Source organism: Micromonospora sp. LOL_023 (assembly GCF_048060115.1).
In the GTDB taxonomy this organism is placed as follows: Bacteria; Actinomycetota; Actinomycetes; order Mycobacteriales; family Micromonosporaceae; genus Micromonospora_E.
Genome location: NZ_JBHMIM010000040.1, coordinates 38,928 through 56,267, shown reverse-complemented (window position 1 = coordinate 56,267; position 17,340 = coordinate 38,928). Strand labels below are relative to the sequence as shown.

16 protein-coding genes are annotated in these 17,340 nt (G+C 69.6%); 12 read left to right on the top strand and 4 right to left on the bottom strand.

Features of this window, described 5'->3' with window-relative positions; all coding sequences use genetic code 11:
* Positions 1 to 3 precede the first annotated feature (3 nt).
* Positions 4 to 2,139 (bottom strand): transketolase, encoded by a 2,136-nt coding sequence (gene tkt / locus ACFHVL_RS20960; protein ID WP_416630007.1) that lies wholly within the window; start codon positions 2,137 to 2,139, stop codon positions 4 to 6.
* Between the two features lie 318 nt (positions 2,140 to 2,457).
* Between tkt and ACFHVL_RS20955 the strand changes: the two genes are divergently transcribed.
* Together ACFHVL_RS20955 and ACFHVL_RS20950 are read left to right on the top strand one after the other, a co-directional pair.
* A complete protein-coding gene (locus tag ACFHVL_RS20955; protein ID WP_416630006.1) occupies positions 2,458 to 3,444 on the top strand; it encodes a heme o synthase in 987 nt (328 codons plus the stop codon).
* 219 nt (positions 3,445 to 3,663) lie between these two features.
* Positions 3,664 to 3,996, top strand: a complete 333-nt coding sequence (locus ACFHVL_RS20950) for a hypothetical protein (protein WP_326553012.1) — start codon at positions 3,664 to 3,666, stop codon at positions 3,994 to 3,996.
* A gap of 187 nt (positions 3,997 to 4,183) precedes the next feature.
* On the opposite strand, the gene ACFHVL_RS20945 is transcribed toward ACFHVL_RS20950, so the two are convergent.
* Positions 4,184 to 5,692: an APC family permease gene (locus tag ACFHVL_RS20945; protein ID WP_416630003.1), complete on the bottom strand. Its 1,509-nt coding sequence runs from the start codon at positions 5,690 to 5,692 to the stop codon at positions 4,184 to 4,186.
* 227 nt (positions 5,693 to 5,919) lie between these two features.
* Positions 5,920 to 6,882 carry a COX15/CtaA family protein gene (locus ACFHVL_RS20940; protein WP_416630001.1) on the bottom strand — a complete coding sequence of 321 codons (963 nt, stop codon included), beginning with the start codon at positions 6,880 to 6,882 and terminating at the stop codon, positions 5,920 to 5,922.
* Positions 6,883 to 7,048: 166 nt separating this feature from the next.
* Between ACFHVL_RS20940 and ACFHVL_RS20935 the strand changes: the two genes are divergently transcribed.
* Genes ACFHVL_RS20935 through ACFHVL_RS20900 form a run of 8 tightly spaced genes read left to right on the top strand, consistent with a single transcriptional unit; the run spans position 7,049 to position 13,838 of the window.
* Positions 7,049 to 7,840, top strand: a complete 792-nt coding sequence (locus ACFHVL_RS20935) for a helix-turn-helix transcriptional regulator (protein WP_416629999.1) — start codon at positions 7,049 to 7,051, stop codon at positions 7,838 to 7,840.
* A complete protein-coding gene (gene sufB / locus ACFHVL_RS20930; RefSeq protein ID WP_416629998.1) occupies positions 7,837 to 9,267 on the top strand; it encodes a Fe-S cluster assembly protein SufB in 1,431 nt (476 codons plus the stop codon). The genes ACFHVL_RS20935 and sufB overlap by 4 nt, the downstream gene beginning before the upstream one ends.
* A gap of 57 nt (positions 9,268 to 9,324) precedes the next feature.
* Complete coding sequence (gene sufD / locus ACFHVL_RS20925; RefSeq protein WP_416629996.1) at positions 9,325 to 10,533, top strand: Fe-S cluster assembly protein SufD; 1,209 nt, start codon at positions 9,325 to 9,327, stop codon at positions 10,531 to 10,533.
* A gap of 11 nt (positions 10,534 to 10,544) precedes the next feature.
* Complete coding sequence (locus tag ACFHVL_RS20920) at positions 10,545 to 10,874, top strand: non-heme iron oxygenase ferredoxin subunit (RefSeq protein WP_416630033.1); 330 nt, start codon at positions 10,545 to 10,547, stop codon at positions 10,872 to 10,874.
* Entirely contained in the window at positions 10,871 to 11,638 is a 768-nt protein-coding gene (sufC, locus tag ACFHVL_RS20915; protein WP_416629994.1) for a Fe-S cluster assembly ATPase SufC, read from the top strand. Before ACFHVL_RS20920 ends, sufC begins: the two co-directional genes overlap by 4 nt.
* A gap of 42 nt (positions 11,639 to 11,680) precedes the next feature.
* On the top strand, positions 11,681 to 12,991 hold the full coding sequence (locus ACFHVL_RS20910) for a cysteine desulfurase (RefSeq protein ID WP_416629993.1): 1,311 nt from the start codon (positions 11,681 to 11,683) through the stop codon (positions 12,989 to 12,991).
* Positions 12,991 to 13,449: a Fe-S cluster assembly sulfur transfer protein SufU gene (gene sufU / locus ACFHVL_RS20905; RefSeq protein ID WP_416629991.1), complete on the top strand. Its 459-nt coding sequence runs from the start codon at positions 12,991 to 12,993 to the stop codon at positions 13,447 to 13,449. Before ACFHVL_RS20910 ends, sufU begins: the two co-directional genes overlap by 1 nt.
* A gap of 14 nt (positions 13,450 to 13,463) precedes the next feature.
* Positions 13,464 to 13,838: a metal-sulfur cluster assembly factor gene (locus ACFHVL_RS20900; RefSeq protein WP_326555594.1), complete on the top strand. Its 375-nt coding sequence runs from the start codon at positions 13,464 to 13,466 to the stop codon at positions 13,836 to 13,838.
* Between the two features lie 159 nt (positions 13,839 to 13,997).
* Here ACFHVL_RS20900 and ACFHVL_RS20895 read toward each other — a convergent pair whose 3' ends face one another.
* Complete coding sequence (locus ACFHVL_RS20895; protein ID WP_416629990.1) at positions 13,998 to 14,741, bottom strand: magnesium transporter MgtE N-terminal domain-containing protein; 744 nt, start codon at positions 14,739 to 14,741, stop codon at positions 13,998 to 14,000.
* A gap of 182 nt (positions 14,742 to 14,923) precedes the next feature.
* On the opposite strand from ACFHVL_RS20895, the gene ACFHVL_RS20890 reads away from it, so the two are divergent.
* Both ACFHVL_RS20890 and ACFHVL_RS20885 read left to right on the top strand, forming a co-directional pair.
* The gene (locus tag ACFHVL_RS20890) at positions 14,924 to 15,364 is read left to right on the top strand and encodes a hypothetical protein (protein ID WP_416629988.1); all 441 of its coding nucleotides are present in this window, start codon (positions 14,924 to 14,926) and stop codon (positions 15,362 to 15,364) included.
* Positions 15,365 to 15,531: 167 nt separating this feature from the next.
* Complete coding sequence (locus ACFHVL_RS20885) at positions 15,532 to 17,139, top strand: ABC-F family ATP-binding cassette domain-containing protein (RefSeq protein ID WP_416629987.1); 1,608 nt, start codon at positions 15,532 to 15,534, stop codon at positions 17,137 to 17,139.
* The last annotated feature ends 201 nt before the right edge of the window (positions 17,140 to 17,340 follow it).

Here is a 17,340-nt window from a genome sequence, read left to right as displayed (position 1 = left end):
TCCTCAGTTTCCGGTGGTGGTGCCGGTGATGGCGCCGACCCGGGTCAGCGACGCGTGTGCGGCCGCCACCACGGCGTCGGCGGTGAAGCCGAACTGCTCGAACAGCACCTGGTACGGAGCACTGGCCCCGTAGTGTTCAATGCTGACCGATTCGCCACAGTCGCCGACCAGCCCGCGCCAGGACATGCCGATTCCGGCCTCGACGCTGACCCGCGCCTTGACCCCGCGCGGCAGCACCGACTCGCGGTACGCCTCGTCCTGCTCGGTGAACCACTCCTGACAGGGCATCGACACGACCCGGGTGGGGGTCCCCTCGGCTTCGAGTCGTTCCCGGGCGGTGAGCAGCAGCTGCACCTCCGAACCGCTGCCCATCAGGATCACCGCCGGTTGGGCGTTGCCGGCCTCGGCCAGCACGTAGCCGCCCTTGCGGACCCCTTCGGCGGACGCGTACGTGTCGCGGTCGATCACCGGCACCGCCTGGCGGGTCAGCGCGAGCGCGGTCGGCCGGTCGGTGTGCTCCAGGGCGACCCGCCACGCCCAGGCGGTCTCGTTGGCGTCGGCCGGGCGGACGACGTCCAGCCCGGGGATGGCGCGTAGCGCGGACAGGTGCTCGATCGGCTGGTGGGTGGGGCCGTCCTCGCCGAGACCGATCGAGTCGTGGGTCCAGACGTAGACGACCGGCAGCTTCATCAACGCGGCCAGCCGCACCGCCGGGCGCATGTAGTCGCTGAACACCAGGAAGGTGCCGCCGTACGGACGGGTGCCGCCGTGCAGCGCGATGCCGTTGAGGATCGCCCCCATGGCGTGCTCGCGGATGCCGAAGTGCAGGGTGCGGCCGAACTCTTGCCCGGGGAACGCCTCGGTGGCGTACTCGGCCGGGACGAACGACGGCTCGCCCTTCATCGTGGTGTTGTTGCTCTCGGCCAGGTCGGCCGAGCCGCCCCACAGCTCCGGCAGTTCGGCGGCGAGCGCGTTGAGGACGTTGCCGGAGGCGGCCCGGGTGGCGACCCCCTTCGGGTCCGCCGGCCAGCTCGGCAACGCCTCGGTCCAGCCGTCCGGCAGGGTACGGGTGGCGAGCCGGTCGTGCAGGGCCTTGCGCTCGGGGTTGGCCTGCGCCCAGGCGTCGTACTTCTCGGCCCACGCCGTGTGTGCCTGCCGGCCCCGGTCCAGTACCTCCCGGATGTGGGTGAGCACCTTGTCGTCGACGGCGAAGTGCTGGCCGGGGTCGAAGCCGAGGATCTCCTTGGTGGCGGCGACCTCGTCGGCACCGAGCGCCGAACCGTGGATCTTGCCGGTGTTCTGCTTCTTCGGTGCCGGCCAGCCGATGATGGTGCGCAGCGCGATGAACGACGGGCGGTCGGTCTCGGCCCGGGCGGCGGTCAGCGCCGCGTACAGCGCCTCGACGTCCTCGTGGTACTCGCCGTCACCGGCGGCGCCGGCCCGCCAGTCGACGGTCTGCACGTGCCAGCCGTACGCGGCGTACCGGGCGGCGACATCCTCGCTGAGCGCGATCCGGGTGTCGTCCTCGATGGAGATCTGGTTGTCGTCGTAGACGACGGTCAGGTTGCCGAGCTTCTGGTGACCGGCCAGCGCGCTCGCCTCGTGGGTGATGCCCTCCTCGATGTCGCCGTCGGAGGCGATCACCCACACGTTGTGATCGAAGATCGACTCACCGGCGGGGGCGTCCGGGTCGAGCAGACCGCGTTCGCGGCGGGCGGCCATCGCCATGCCGACGCCGTTGGCCAGTCCCTGGCCGAGTGGGCCGGTGGTGGTCTCGACGCCACGGGTGTGGCCGTGCTCCGGGTGTCCGGGGGTCAGTGAACCCCACTGCCGCAACGACTTGAGGTCCTCCAGGCCCAGCCCGTATCCGGAGAAGTAGAGCTGGACGTACAGCGTCAGGCTGGAGTGACCGGCGGAGAGCACGAAACGGTCCCGGCCGGCCCAGTCCGGGTCGCTCGGGTCGTGCCGCATGACCCGGTTGAACAGCAGGTACGCCGCAGGGGCGAGGCTCATCGCGGTGCCGGGGTGGCCGTTGCCGGATTTTTCCACGGCGTCGGCGGCCAGCACACGTGCGGTGTCGACCGCGCGGCGGTCGAGGTCGGACCAGTTCAGGGGGGCATCGGTTGGTGTCGCAGCCACGGTGGGTGTTCTCCTCGTCCAAGCGGGCAGGTAGCGGAACCCTCGTCACGACCCTATCGAGCAGGGTTGAACATCCGCCCGCCGATCTCGACAACCGGATGGTCACCGTCGGTCGTCGGTCGCCGTCGTCGTCGGCCACCGACTGTCGGGGGATACGTATAGTGCCCGGTGGAACGGCTGCCCGATGTGATGACCGGCACCGGGTCAAGGGGTGGCCGGGCAGGCGAAATACCTGCGCGTACGCTGTCGGAGGCGCGCCGGCCGGTTGGTCGCCGTCAGTTGGAAAGCCACCCCCGCCGACGCCGGAAGGTGCAATCCGTGAGCATGGTCACCGAGCGCCCCAGCTACGACCGGGCGCGGGTCACGTCCACCACCGCCGAGCCGGACGCGACGTCCGGGCAGCCGGTGGCCGGAACGGCCGCGGTGACCGCACCCGACCTGCTGGCGGTGGTCCGGGCGTACGTGTCGCTGACCAAGCCGCGCATCGTCGAGTTGCTGCTGATCACGACCGTGCCGACGATGATGATCGCCGCCGGTGGTCTGCCGCCGCTCGGGCTGGTCGCGGTGGTGCTGATCGGCGGGTCCCTGGCCGCTGGCGCGGCGAACGCGTTGAACTGCTACATCGACCGCGACATCGACCAGTTGATGCGTCGCACGAAGCGTCGTCCGTTGCCGGCGCACGTGGTGACTCCCCGGCACGCGCTGGTCTTCGGCCTGGTGCTCGCCGTGGCCTCGGTGACGTTGATGGCGGTCTTCACCAACTGGCTCGCGGCGGGTCTGACGTTGGCGGCCATCGTCTACTACGACCTGGTGTACACGTTGTGGCTCAAGCGCACGACTCCGCAGAACACCTTCTGGGGTGGCGCGTGCGGGGCGGCGCCGGTGCTGATCGGCTGGGCCGCGGTCACCGGGGGGCTGTCACCGGTGGCCTGGGGCCTGTTCGCGGTGGTGTTCTTCTGGCAGCTGCCGCACTTCTACGCGCTGGCCATCAAGTACAAGCAGGACTACGCGCGGGCCGGCATCCCGATGTTGCCGGTGGTCGCCTCGGCCCGCCGGGTCAACGTCGAGATCGTTCTGTTCACCTGGTTGACGGTGGCGTCGTCGGTGGTGGTCTGGCCGCTGGGCATGTCGTTGATCTACGCGGTGCCCGTGCTGGTCGTCGGTGCGGTCTTCCTACTGGAGGCGCATCGCCTGCAGCGGCGCTCCGCCCGTGGCGAGGCGGTACGGCCGATGCGGCTGTTCCACTGGTCCAACACCTACCTCACGGTCGTGTTCGTCGCCGTGGCGCTGGACGCGCTGGTCTGAGCCTGGTTCACCTGGTGGGGAACCAGGTCGGCGCCCGTATTGAACTTTGGATGGCCGTTTGTCGCTTTTAGTAGCGATTGCCGGAGCAACTTTGTCCATCTTTGATGGCTCAAATCACCATCAAGGGTCGGTGGGCGTTCTTAAACCTGCGGGTAATTGGAGTCACAAAAAGCCGACATCCGATCGGCGAAAGGTCTTCGCTCTGCTTACGCTTCGGCCATGGCAGATGGTTCCGATACGACGCTGGCGACCGAATCCGTTCCCACGGAGGCACCCTCCGGGCTGGTCGCTGGCATCCGGTCCTTCGCCGCTGACCACGGCGGCGCGAAGGCGGTCATCGAGTACGTCGGCAAGCGTGGCGCGCGGATCGTCCTGTTGGGTGAGGACGGGGAGTGGGGCGACCAGTTCGCCGACGGCACCGATGTGGCGCGTAGCGCCTGCGACAAGGCGGGAGTCGAGGTAGAGAACGAATGGGAGCGGGAGTTGATGGATCAGATGCGGCCCAGCAACGACCTGTGGCGGTCGATGTCGCGCCGTAGCCTCTCCCGCTGACCCGTCGCGGCCGGCAGGGGCCGTGCACCCGTACAACGAACGACGATCAGTTGCGTGACTGGAGCACAGGTCCGGGACTGGAGAAACCGAGCTGCGCGACCCGGGCGATGATCGCCCGGGTCGCGCTCGTGAGCCCGGTGGCCGGCTCGCGGCGTCCCGGTCGCGGGTCGAGATGCCGTCGACCGGTTCAGACCCGGCTGGGTTGCCGGGCGGTCGGTGGCGTGGGTGGTGCTACCGCGGTGGCGCTGTCCGCTCCCCAGCCGATCGTCTGGAAGGACTGCGGTCGGTTGGTCCGTAGCCACAGCGCCCAACCGACCCCGGCCAAGGCCGCCAGCGCGTACCCGGACGGGAACCACCAGTGCAGTTCGGAGTTGTCCGGCAGCCCCAGCAGGTCCCCGAAGCTGGTCACCGTACCGACCAGGATCATGCAGAGCGCCCAGGCGGCCGTGCCGGGGGCGACCCAGCGACGCCAGGCGGACTCCCCGTGCGACAGCTGGATGAAGTAGCCGATCACCGCCAATGAGGTCGCGGTCATCAGGATCAGCACGCCGAGCCCGCCGGTGACGGTCAGCCAGAAGAACAGGTGGGTGATCGGATCGAGGCCGGCCAACGAGTAGGCCACGATGACCGTCAGGGCCAGGGCACTCTGGGTGAGCGAGCCCAGTTTGGGTGCGCCCGTGCGCCGGTTCGTCCGCCCGAGCGCGGCCGGCAGCACCCGTTCACGTCCGAGCGCGAAGAGGTAGCGCGCCACGGTGTTGTGAAACGCGAGGAGCGCGGCGAACAGGCTGGTCAGGAAGAGTAGCCGGCCAGCGTCGACGAACGTCTGCCCGATGTGTGGACTGACCAGCACGAACATCAATTCGGTCCCGTGTCGCTGGGCCTGGGCCACCACCGAGTCGGCGCCGGCGGCCACCGACATGGCCCAGGCGGAGCCCGCGTAGCAGGCACCGGTGATCGCCACCGCCAGGTACGTCGCACGGGCCACCGTGCGCCGCGGGTCGCGGGTCTCCTCGGCGAACACGGTGCCGGCCTCGATCCCGACGAACCCGGCGATCCCGCCGACCAGCATCGCGGTGACGCCGGGAGTGAGTAGTTGCCGGGGGTCCAGCGTCTCGGTGGCGACCGTGCCGCCGGCCGGATGGGTGACCATCACCAGGTCGTACCCGATGATGACGGCGAGTTCGGCCAGCAGTAGCCCGGCGAGCACCCGGCCGTTGAGATCGACCCGGGCCAGCCCGAGCGCGGCCACCAGCGCCCATCCGGCCAGGGCGCAGACCCACCACGGCACGGGGGTGCCGGCGACGGCGAGGACCTCGGCGGCGACGACGCCGAAGGCGCCGTACAGACCGATCTGCATCGCGTTGTAGGCCACCAGCGCGACGAACGCCGCCGCGATCCCCGGGATCGGGCCAAGGCCGTGCGCGACGTAGCTGTACATCGCACCGGCGTTGACGACGTGACGGCTCATCGCCACGTAGCCGACCGCGAAGATCGCCATGACGGCGGCGATCAGCAGATACGCCATCGGCACGGCGGTGGTGCCGGTGACCGCGAAGCCGGTGCTGGCGCCGCCGGCGACCACGGTGAGCGGCGCGGCGGCGGCGAGAACGAAGAAGAGCACCTGTGGTACGCCGAGTCGGGAGCGGGCCAGGGTCGCCGCGACGGCGCCCGATCGCTGAGAACGGAAGTTGGACACGCGGAAACTCCGGAAGTGGTTCGGTGTCGGGGAGGGAGAGTGCACGGCCACGGAGGGTCGTCCAGCAGGCCGGGGGCGCGGCAGCCATGGCACGGGGGGACCGCGGCTGCCGCGCCCGGATCGTCGTGCCACCGGTTGTGCCCTGGCACAGCCGTAGCCTCACCGGTACGTTGCGTGATGGCGAGAGGTAGGCGGTATTCAGCCGTCTTCAACGGGTCTGACGGTGTCTAGACAGCTGCGGTGAGCGCCTGAGCCTTCTCGCTGTCGTCCCGGTCCATGGCCGCCGCCGAGGTCGGGGCGGGACCGTGGCCCCGGGTGGACCACAGCGCGGCGAGGGTGGCCAACCAGACCAGGCAGGCCCCGAACATGTGCGCGCCGACCAGCGCCACCGGCAGGTCGGTGAGGTACTGGACCACGCCGATCAGGCCCTGGGCCAGTTCCACCGCGATCAGCACCGCCGCCGCCCGGACCGCCTGCCGTGGGGCATCGACCGCGCGCAGGGCGAACCACCAGGCGACCGAGAGCCCGATCAGCAGCGCCACTGAGTCGGCGTGCAGCTGGGACATGGTCTGCGGGTCCAGGCCGGTGCGGCCGGCGTCCGGGTCGCCGGCGTGTGGGCCGCTGCCGGTGACAGCGGTGCCGAGCACCAGCACCGCGAAGCTGACCGCAACGATCACGAACACGAGCTGTCGCAGCGCCCCGGGTACCGTGTCGTGGCTGGTGAGCCCGCCGGTGCGGGTGCGTCGCCACAGCGCGTACGCCACCGCGATGGCCACCATCGACAGCATGAAGTGCAGCGCGACCACCCAGGGATCCAGCTGCACCCGGACGCTGATTCCGCCGATGATTCCCTGCAGGATCACCAGGCCCAGGACGCCCAGCGTCAGGCCGCGCAGGTCCGGCCGCCGTGGCTGGGCCCGTAGCACCGCCAACAGGGTGGCCAGGGCTACCAGGCCGACCAGAATGCCGAGCACCCGGTTGCCGAATTCGATCACCCCGAGGATGCCCATCTCCGGCGTGGTGACGTAGGAGTCCTCGGTGCAGCGGGGCCAGGTGGGGCAGCCGAGACCGGAGCCGGTGAGTCGGACGCCGCCGCCGGTCACCACGATCGCGACGTTGGCGATCAGTGAGGCGAGGGTGAGCCGCCGCAGCAGTGCGGGTGTGGCGGACAGTCGGCCGGAACTGGTCACGGCGGCAATCGTACGAGACGGCGCGATGTCCCAGCTGCCGCGGTTCGCCCGGGTGCGGCGTGTCTCACCGGGGCCGCATCGGCCGATCAGTCGGATCCGGGGTCGGTGCGGTGGATCACGTGGGGTGCGTTTGCGGCCGACCGCTGAATTACGTAACGTTGGCGTAGTGAAAAACAGGGCAGGCCTTCCGCTGAGCGGGCCGGCGACCGGTGCGGTCGCCGCCGGCTCCGACGGGCGTACCCGTGACCGGCTGGTCGCCCTGTTGCTGGAGCGGGGCGCGGCGACCGCCGCGCAGCTCGGCGCCGAGCTCGGGCTCAGCCCGGCAGCCATCCGCCGGCACCTGGACGCGATGTCCGCCGACGGCGACGTGCTTGCCCGGGACGCGCCGCCCCGGGACAACCGCCGGCGGGGCCGGCCCGCCAAGGTCTTCCGGCTCACCGACACCGCCCGTTCCCGGCACGGACGCTACCGCTACGACGGCATGGCCGCCGCCGCGTTGCGCTGGATCGCCGGCAACGGCGGCGAGGCCGCCGTGGAGGCGTTCGCCGCCGCGCAGGTCGAAGGGCTGGAGGCCCGGTGCCGCGCGGCGATCGAGGGCGCCGGCGACGAACCGATCGCGCGCGCGGAGGCTCTTGCCTCGGCGCTCAGCGCCGAGGGCTACGCTGCCAACGCGTCCACGATCGCGTCCGGGGGGCAGTTGTGTCAGCACCACTGTCCCGTGGCGCATGTGGCAGCCGAGTTTCCGCAGCTGTGCGAGGCTGAGACTGCGGTGATCTCGCGCCTGATCGGCACCCACGTACAGCGTCTCGCCACCATCGCGCACGGCGACGGGGTGTGCACCACGCACATTCCGGACCCGCGGCGGGTGGAGCCAGCCCCGTCCGGTGCCGCCGCGACCAGCAGCGCAGCAGACCTGTCAACCGACCACGTCACCAGCACTGTGAGGACAGATAAATGACCGAGCAGACCGTCGCGCCCATCTCCCAGGAGGAGCACCTCGCGGCCCTCGGCCGGTACGAGTACGGCTGGGCCGACCGCGACGTGGCCGGTGCCGCCGCCCAGCGGGGAGTCAACGAGGCTGTGGTGCGGGACATCTCCGCCAAGAAGAACGAGCCCCAGTGGATGCTCGACCTGCGGCTCAAGGGCCTGCGGCTGTTCGGCCGCAAGCCGATGCCCGCCTGGGGCGCCGACCTGACCGGGATCGACTTCGACAACATCAAGTACTTCGTGCGCTCCACCGAGAAGCAGGCGACCAGCTGGGAAGACCTGCCGGAGGAGATCAAGGACACCTACGACCGGCTGGGTATCCCGGAGGCCGAGAAGCAGCGGCTGGTCGCCGGGGTCGCCGCCCAGTACGAGTCCGAGGTGGTCTACCACAAGATCCGTGAGGACCTCGAGGAGCAGGGTGTGCTGTTCCTCGACACCGACACCGCCCTGCGGGAGCACGAGGACATCTTCAAGGAGTACTTCGGCACCGTCATCCCGGTCGGCGACAACAAGTTCGCGGCGCTGAACACCTCGGTCTGGTCCGGCGGTTCGTTCATCTACGTGCCCAAGGGCGTGAACGTGGAGATCCCGCTGCAGGCCTACTTCCGGATCAACACCGAGAACATGGGCCAGTTCGAGCGGACGCTGATCATCGTCGACGAGGGTGCCTACGTGCACTACGTCGAGGGCTGCACCGCGCCGATCTACTCCTCCGACTCGCTGCACTCCGCGGTGGTCGAGATCGTGGTGAAGAAGAACGCCCGGTGCCGCTACACCACCATCCAGAACTGGTCGAACAACGTCTACAACCTGGTCACCAAGCGGGCGGTCTGCCACGCCGGCGCCACCATGGAGTGGGTCGACGGCAACATCGGCTCCAAGGTCACCATGAAGTACCCGGCCGTGTTCATGACCGGTGAGCACGCCAAGGGTGAGGTGCTCTCGGTGGCGATGGCCGGCGAGGGCCAGCACCAGGACGCCGGCGCGAAGATGGTGCACGCGGCACCGCACACCTCCTCGACGATCGTCTCCAAGTCGATCGCCCGGGGCGGCGGCCGCACCTCCTACCGGGGCCTGGTCCAGGTGCTGGAGGGCTCGCACCACAGCCGTTCCACGGTCAAGTGTGACGCGCTGCTGGTCGACGCGATCTCCCGGTCGGACACCTACCCGTACGTCGACATCCGCGAGGACGACGTGTCGATGGGCCACGAGGCGACCGTCTCCAAGGTCAGCGAGGACCAGCTCTTCTACCTGATGAGCCGCGGTCTCAGCGAGGACGAGGCGATGGCCATGATCGTGCGTGGCTTCATCGAGCCGATCGCCAAGGAACTCCCGATGGAGTACGCCCTGGAGCTGAACCGCCTCATCGAGCTGCAGATGGAGGGCGCGGTCGGCTGACCGCCGGACGCCGCACCCACCGCCGGAACCACATCGGCCCGCCGAGAACAGGAAGAGATGACTATTCAGGCCTCCGCGCCGCCGAAGACCAAGTCGCAGGCGTTGCGCTCGTACGATGTTGCCGACTTCCCGGCCCTGACCGGGCTGGAGGAAGAGTGGCGCTTCACCCCGCTCAAGCGGCTGCGCGGACTCGCCACCGGTGTCCCGGTGGCCACCGCGTCGGTCAGCTACCAGCACCCCGACCTGCCGGCCGGGGTGACCGCGCGGCGCATCGACCGCGGTGATCCGCGGGTCGGTAGTGTGCTGACCCCGTTCGACCGGATCAGCGCGCTGGCCTACGGTCAGGCGTCCGACGTCCTGCTGGTCGAGGTCGCCCCGGAGGCCACCCCGGCCGACGCGGCGGTGATCCGGGTGGTCGGCGGTGGCGCCGACGGGGTCGCATACGGTCACACCCTGGTCGAGGTGGGTCGGTTCGCCGAGGCGACGCTGGTGTTCGAACAGGTCGGTTCGACGACCCTCGCCGACAACGTCGAGGTGATCGTCGCCGACGGTGCCTCGCTGACCCTGGTGACCGTGGCGGACTGGGCCGTCGACGCGGTGCAGGCCGAGCACCTGAAGTTCCGGCTCGGCCGCGACGCCCGGGTGACGCACGTCCAGGTGACCCTCGGCGGTGACCTGGTCCGGCAGTTCACCAGCGTCGACTACGCCGGCCGGGGTGGCGACGCCGAGCTGTACGGCCTGTACTTCGCCGACACCGGCCAGCACCTGGAGCACCGGCAACTGGTGGACCACACCGTGCCGGACTGCCGCAGCAATGTCGGCTACCGGGGCGCGCTGCAGGGCGACGGGGCGCACACCGTCTGGGTCGGCGACGTGCTGATCCGCGCCGAGGCCACCGGCACCGACACGTACGAGATCAACCGCAACCTGGTGCTGACCGACGGCGCCCGCGCCGACTCGGTGCCCAACCTGGAGATCGAGACCGGTGAGGTCGCCGGTGCCGGACACGCCAGCACCACCGGCCGGTTCGACGACGAACAGCTGTTCTACCTGATGGCCCGGGGAATCCCGGAGGCCGAGGCGCGCAAGCTGGTGGTTCGGGGCTTCTTCGCCGAAATGATCAACAAGATCCCGGTGGCGGCCCTGCGGGAGCGGCTCGGCGACGCGATCGAGCAGCGGCTGCGCCGCACCGAGGAGCAGACCGCCGTCGTGGCGTCGCCCACCGTCCCCGGCCAGGTTGGCTCGGTCCCGCAGGGGGCCCGCTGACCATGTCCGACCTGATCCGGGTCTGCGCCACCACCGAGCTCCCGAAAGGGACGGTGGTCAGCGCCGACATCGACGGTGTGCAGGTCGCCGTGGTGCACACCGACGAAGGCTCGTTCCACGCGGTGCACGACGAGTGCTCGCACGCCGCAGTCGCCCTCTCCGAGGGTGAGGTCGACGGCTGCACCCTGGAGTGCTGGCTGCACGGCTCCCGGTTCGACCTGCGGACCGGGCAGCCGACCGGGCTGCCCGCCACCGAGCCAGTCCCTGTCTTTCCCGTCGAGATCCGCGACGGCGACATCTACGTCAGTCTGACGCCGAGCAATGGAGTAGTGGCACCATGAGCGTTCTGGATATCCGCGACCTGCAGGTGTCGGTCAAGCTGCCGGAAGGTGAGCTCAAGCCGATCCTGGCCGGGGTGACCCTGACCGTCCGGTCGGGTCAGACGCACGCCATCATGGGCCCGAACGGCTCCGGCAAGTCGACCCTGGCGTACTCGATCGCCGGTCACCCCAAGTACGAGATCACCGGCGGCCAGGTGCTGCTCGACGGCGAAGACGTGCTGGCCATGTCGGTCGACGAGCGGGCCCGAGCCGGGGTGTTCCTCGCCATGCAGTACCCGGTCGAGGTGCCCGGGGTGTCGGTGGCGAACTTCCTGCGTACCGCCAAGACGGCGGTCGACGGCACCGCGCCGAAGCTGCGTACCTGGGCAGGTGAGCTGCGTGGCGCCATGGAGCGCCTGCAGATGGACCCGGCGTTCGCCCAGCGCAACGTCAACGAGGGCTTCTCCGGTGGTGAGAAGAAGCGGCACGAGATCGTGCAGCTGGAGCTGCTCAAGCCGAAGGTCGCCATTCTCGACGAGACCGACTCCGGTCTCGACATCGACGCCCTGCGGGTGGTCAGCGAGGGCGTCAACCGGGTCCGCGCCACCGGGGAGACCGGTCTGCTGCTGATCACCCACTACACCCGGATCCTGCGGTACATCAAGCCGGACTTCGTGCACGTCTTCGTCGGTGGGCGCATCGTCGAGGAAGGCGGCCCGGAGCTGGCCGACAAGCTGGAAGCCGAGGGCTACGAGCGGTACGCGGCGGGCGCGGGCGCGGCCTGAACGCCACCATCACCCTGCGTGCAGAAGGGCGGCGTCAAGCCGATGAGCATCACTGCCATCCCCCGGGACACGTCGGCCCAGGGCGGTCCACCTGCCCTGGACGTCGACGCCGTCCGGGCGGACTTCCCGATTCTCAGCCGGGAGATCAACGGGCATCCGCTGGTCTACCTGGACAGCGCCAACACCTCGCACAAGCCGCGTCAGGTGCTCGACGCGTTGACCGAGTACTACCAGCGGCACAACGCCAACGTCGCCCGCTCGGTGCACACCCTGGGCACCGAGTCCACCGAGGCGTACGAGGGTGCCCGGGCCAAGCTGGCCGCGTTCGTCAACGCGGCCAGCCCTGACGAGGTGGTGTTCACCAAGAACTCCACCGAGGCGATCAACCTGGTCGCGTACGCCTTTTCGAACGCTTCGCTCGGCGTCGGCCTCGGGGCCGACCCCCGGTTGCGGCTCGGTCCCGGCGACGAAGTGGTGATCTCCGAGATGGAGCACCACTCCAACATCGTGCCGTGGCAGCTGCTCTGTGAACGCACCGGCGCGACGTTGCGCTGGTTCGGGCTGACCGAGGAGGGCCGGCTCGACGAGTCGGATCTGGACGGGCTGATCACCGAGCGGACCAAGCTGGTCTCGCTGGTGCACATGTCGAACATCCTCGGCACGGTCAACGACCTGACCGCGATCACCCGGCGGGTCCGGGCGGTCGGCGCGCTGCTGCTGCTGGACTGCTCGCAGTCGGTGCCGCACCGACCGGTCGACGTGGCCGTGCTGGACGCCGACTTCATCGCCTTCACCGGGCACAAGATGTGCGGCCCGACCGGGATCGGCGTGCTGTGGGGGCGGTCCGAACTGCTGGCCGTGATGCCGCCGGTGCTCGGCGGTGGCTCGATGATCGAGACCGTGACGATGACCGGATCGACCTTCGCCGCGCCGCCGGCCCGGTTCGAGGCCGGCACACCGCCGATCGCGCAGGCTGTCGGTCTCGGCGCCGCGGTCGACTACCTGACCGGGCTGGGCATGCCGGCGGTCGCCGCGCACGAGCAGCGGATCACCGAGTACGCCCTGGAAGCCCTCGCGACCGTGCCGGGCCTGCGGATCGTCGGCCCGCCGGGGCCGCACGGCCGGGGCGGTACGGTGTCGTTCGCGCTCGACGGAATCCATCCGCACGACGTTGGACAGATCCTCGACGCGCAGGGAGTGCAGGTCCGGGTGGGTCACCACTGCGCCCGGCCCGTCTGCGTCCGCTATGGCGTCCCGTCCACCACCCGCGCCTCGTTCTACCTCTACACCACGACCGGCGAGGTGGACGCGCTGGTACGCGGTCTCGACCAGGTACGGAAGGTCTTCGGCTGATGGAGCTCGACCAGCTGTACCAGGAGATCATCCTGGATCACTACAAGCACCCGCAGGGTCGTGGCCTGCGGGAGCCGTACGCCGGCGAGGCACACCACGTCAACCCGACCTGTGGTGACGAGATCACCGTCCGGGTGGCGCTGGGCGACGAGGCCCGGATCGGGGTGTCCCACGACGGCCAGGGCTGTTCGATCAGTCAGGCGTCGGCGAGCGTGCTGTACGAACTGGTCGACGGCCGTCCGGCGGACGAGGCGTTCACGGTGCACGGCGCCTTCGTCGAGTTGGTTTCTGGTCGTGGTCGGGTCGAGCCGGATGAGGACGTGCTGGGTGACGGGGTGGCGTTCGCCGGTGTGGCGCGCTACCCGGCCCGGGTCAAGTGTGCGTTGCTGCCGTGGATGGCGTTCAAGGACGCCGCGGCGCGCGCCGGTGTGGGCGCGAGCCCGGAGGTGAAGCAGTGAGTGCCGAAGAGACGATGACCGAGGCGACACCGCAGGCCGAACCCGCCGCTGGCGGGGGAGCCGGCAAGCCGGCCCTGGCTGACATCGAAGAGGCGATGAGGGACGTCGTCGACCCGGAGCTTGGCATCAACGTGGTCGACCTCGGCCTGGTGTACGGCGTACACGTCGACGACGACAACGTCGCCACCCTGGACATGACGTTGACCAGCGCGGCCTGCCCGTTGACCGACGTGATCGAGGAGCAGGCCCGCACGGCGCTGACCACCGGCCCCGGTGGCGGTCTGGTCTCCGACATGCGGATCAACTGGGTGTGGTTGCCGCCGTGGGGGCCGGACAAGATCACCGACGAGGGTCGGGACCAACTGCGGGCGCTGGGCTTCAACGTCTGACAGGTCGAGCAACGTCTGATACGTCCCTGCACGACGAAGGGGGTGTCCGCCGGTACCGGCGGACACCCCCTTCGTCGGTCCTCGGATATTCGGGACAGGCCGGTGCCAAGCCACGGCGGCACCGAAGTGGACTGAGCTACCCGCCAGCGCCCTGACCAGTCACTGGACGAGGCTGACGAGGGCCCGCTTCAGGTAACCGTCATGCCGGTTGTCGACCCAGCCGACCGCGCTGATCGGTCGGCCCTGGCGGCGGGCCTCGTCGCAGTAGTCCAGCACGTCGTTCGCGGGTTGATAGTCGGTCACCGCGAGCGCCGCGTTCGCCCGCAGCCGGTACGCGGCGTTCTCCGCGTCGCGGACCGCCACCCGCCCGTCGTCGTCGCGTCTGGCGGCCACGGTGATCTGCCAGCCGAACAGTTGGACCAGCACGATCCCGGGTGGAGCGTCGGCGGGGATGCTCACGTCGGCGTTGGCCCGGGCGAGCGCCTCGGCCACCTCCCGTTGATAGGTGCCGGCCCAGGCCGCCTGGGCCTGCTGCGGGCGCATCACCGACAGCATCTCCGTCTGAATCTCGGCGGGCAGCGAGGTGAGCAGCGCGGCGAGGGTGGGTTGCGGCAACCGGTCGGCGACCGCCCGAACCTGATCGAGCGGCAGACTGCTGAGCATGCTCACCGCCTCGGCGGTGGGCAGGGCTCGGACTAGGTCGGCGAGCTGCTCGGTGCTCAGCAAGCCCATCAGCCGAGCCCGTAGATCGTTGCCGGCGGCGGGCAGCAGCCGGATCAGGTCGGCGGTCGTCAGCTCGGCGACCACCACCGGTATGCGGTCGGCAGGCATCGCGGCCAGCAATCCCACGGCCTGCCGCGGCTGGGTGCTGCGAACCATGGCGATCAGCTGGGTTATGGGCATCATCCCACCGGGCAGCATGAGTTCATTCTCCAGGAGTCAAGTGATCGTTACGCGCGCCTGATGTGCCTAACATCTCAGGTCGCGATGGTGCATCGACCCGTTGGCGGAGTCGTACGGCGTTCGGTCAGGTTCGTTGATCATGCCGCAGGCAACCTAAGCACCGCTCGGTTACCCTCACGGCCATGACCCCCCGTCTGTCGCCCCTGAGCGGCCAACCCACGCGGCACCTGGCCATGACCAGCGGGGTGCTCGCCCTGTCCGGGTGCACCATGGCGACGGTGGCCTGGTTGTTCCTGGGCGCCGTCCAGCCGCCGGAGGCCGCCGCCAGCACGGCGGTGGCCACCTTCGCCAGTCGGTTGGCTGACGGTACTCCGGATTCGGCGTACGACCTGCTCTGCGCCGCCACCCGGACGGAGCTGGACCGGTCGGACTTCGCCGGCTGGGCGCGGCGGCAGGCCCTCGCGGACCACTGGGTCGGTGCGGCGGTGGTTGGCGCCGACCGCACTTCGGTGACGGTCGGCGCGCGGCTGACTGGGGCGGACGGAACCGCACAGGCGGTGTCGTTCGAGGTGATCGCCGAACAGGGCACCTGGCGGGTCTGTACCGGCCCGTGGCCGCGCTGAGGCCGGTAACCGACTGGGTGCTGGTTGCCGACGGCGGTAGTATGGGCCACGTGCTGCTCTGCGAAGGCTGAAACGCCCCGCGCCAGCGGAGGACCATCCGCTGGCGCTTCGTCGTGTCCGCGAGCCATGTCCGCGAGTCAGCCTTCGACATCAGGAGCGAGCTACCAATGATCACCGCCACCGGCCTGGAACTGCGCGCGGGTTCGCGAATCCTGCTCTCCGACACCACGCTGCGGGTGCAGCCCGGCGACCGGATCGGCCTGGTCGGCCGCAACGGCGCGGGCAAGACCACCACCCTCAAGGTGCTGGCCGGCGAAGGACAGCCGTACGCCGGGCAGATCGACCAACGCAGCGCGGTCGGCTACCTGCCGCAGGATCCCCGCACCGGCGACCTGTTCGTGACCGCCCGCGACCGGGTCCTGTCGGCCCGGGGCCTGGACGCGCTGATGTCGCAGATGAGCGAGATCGAGGGCAAGCTCGCCGAGGGCGGAACGGACGAGCGACTGGTCCGCCGCTACGGCACGCTGGAGGATCAGTTCGCCTCGCTCGGCGGGTACGCGGCGGAAGCCGAGGCGGCCCGCATCTGTGCCAATCTCGGCCTGCCGGACCGGGTCCTGGCGCAGACGATCGGCACGCTCTCCGGTGGCCAGCGGCGCCGGATCGAGTTGGCCCGGATCCTGTTCCGCGACGCGGCCGAGAACGGCGGCGGCACCTTGCTGCTCGACGAGCCGACCAACCACCTCGACGCGGACTCGATCACCTGGCTGCGGGGCTTCCTCGCGGGCCACAAGGGTGGGCTGGTCGTGATCAGCCACGACGTGGACCTGCTGGCCGCCGTCGTGAACAAGGTGTGGTTCCTCGACGCCACCCGATCGGTGATCGACATCTACAACGTGGGCTGGGCGGCGTACCAGCAGCAGCGGGAGACCGACGAGCGCCGCCGCCGCCGGGAGCGGGCGAACGCGGAGAAGAAGGCTGGCGCGCTGCTCGCCCAGGCGGACAAGATGCGGGCCAAGGCGACCAAGACGGTTGCCGCGCAGAACATGGCCCGGCGGGCGGAGAAACTGCTCTCTGGTCTGGAGGACCAGCGGGTCGCCGACAAGGTGGCCAAGGTGCGGTTCCCGAGCCCGGCCCCGTGTGGCAAGACCCCGTTGACCGCCGCCGGACTGACGAAGTCCTACGGGTCGTTGGAAATCTTCTCCGGCGTGGACGTCGCGGTGGATCGGGGCTCGCGAGTGGCGATTCTCGGGCTGAACGGAGCCGGCAAGACGACGCTGCTGCGCATCCTCGGCGGCCTGCTGGAACCGGATTCAGGTGAGGTCCGCCCCGGGCATGGGCTGCGAATCGGCTACTACGCGCAGGAACACGAGACACTCGACGTCGAACGCTCGGTGCTGGACCACATGCGCAGCGCCGCCGTCGACCAGGCCGATACCGACCTGCGAAAAATTCTCGGTGCCTTCCTGTTCAGCGGGGAGGACGTCAACAAGCCAGCCGGCGTGCTGTCGGGTGGCGAGAAGACCAGGCTCGCGTTGGCGACCCTGGTCTGTTCCGGTGCGAACGTATTGCTGCTCGACGAGCCGACCAACAACCTGGATCCGGTCAGCCGTGAACAGGTTCTCGATGCCATCGCCCGGTATCCCGGAGCGATCGTGTTGGTCACCCACGACTCGGGTGCGGTGCTGGCGCTCAAACCGGACCGGGCGATTCTCCTGCCCGATGGCGACGAGGATGCCTGGAGCGACGACCTGCTCGAACTCGTGGAACTTGCATGAACGTACCCTGGGTTCACATCGGTGAACGTCATTATCAGTTAACGTGAATTGCATGAACGTCGGTGACCTGGTGGAACATGGGCGAACGTGCTGGAGACTTCGGTGGGATTTCACCGGCGGGGCCGTATCGGGTAACTGACACGGGTGTGCGTGTCGGTTGGCGAACAGTTGATATCTGGCGCATGATCGTTGGAGGCGGTC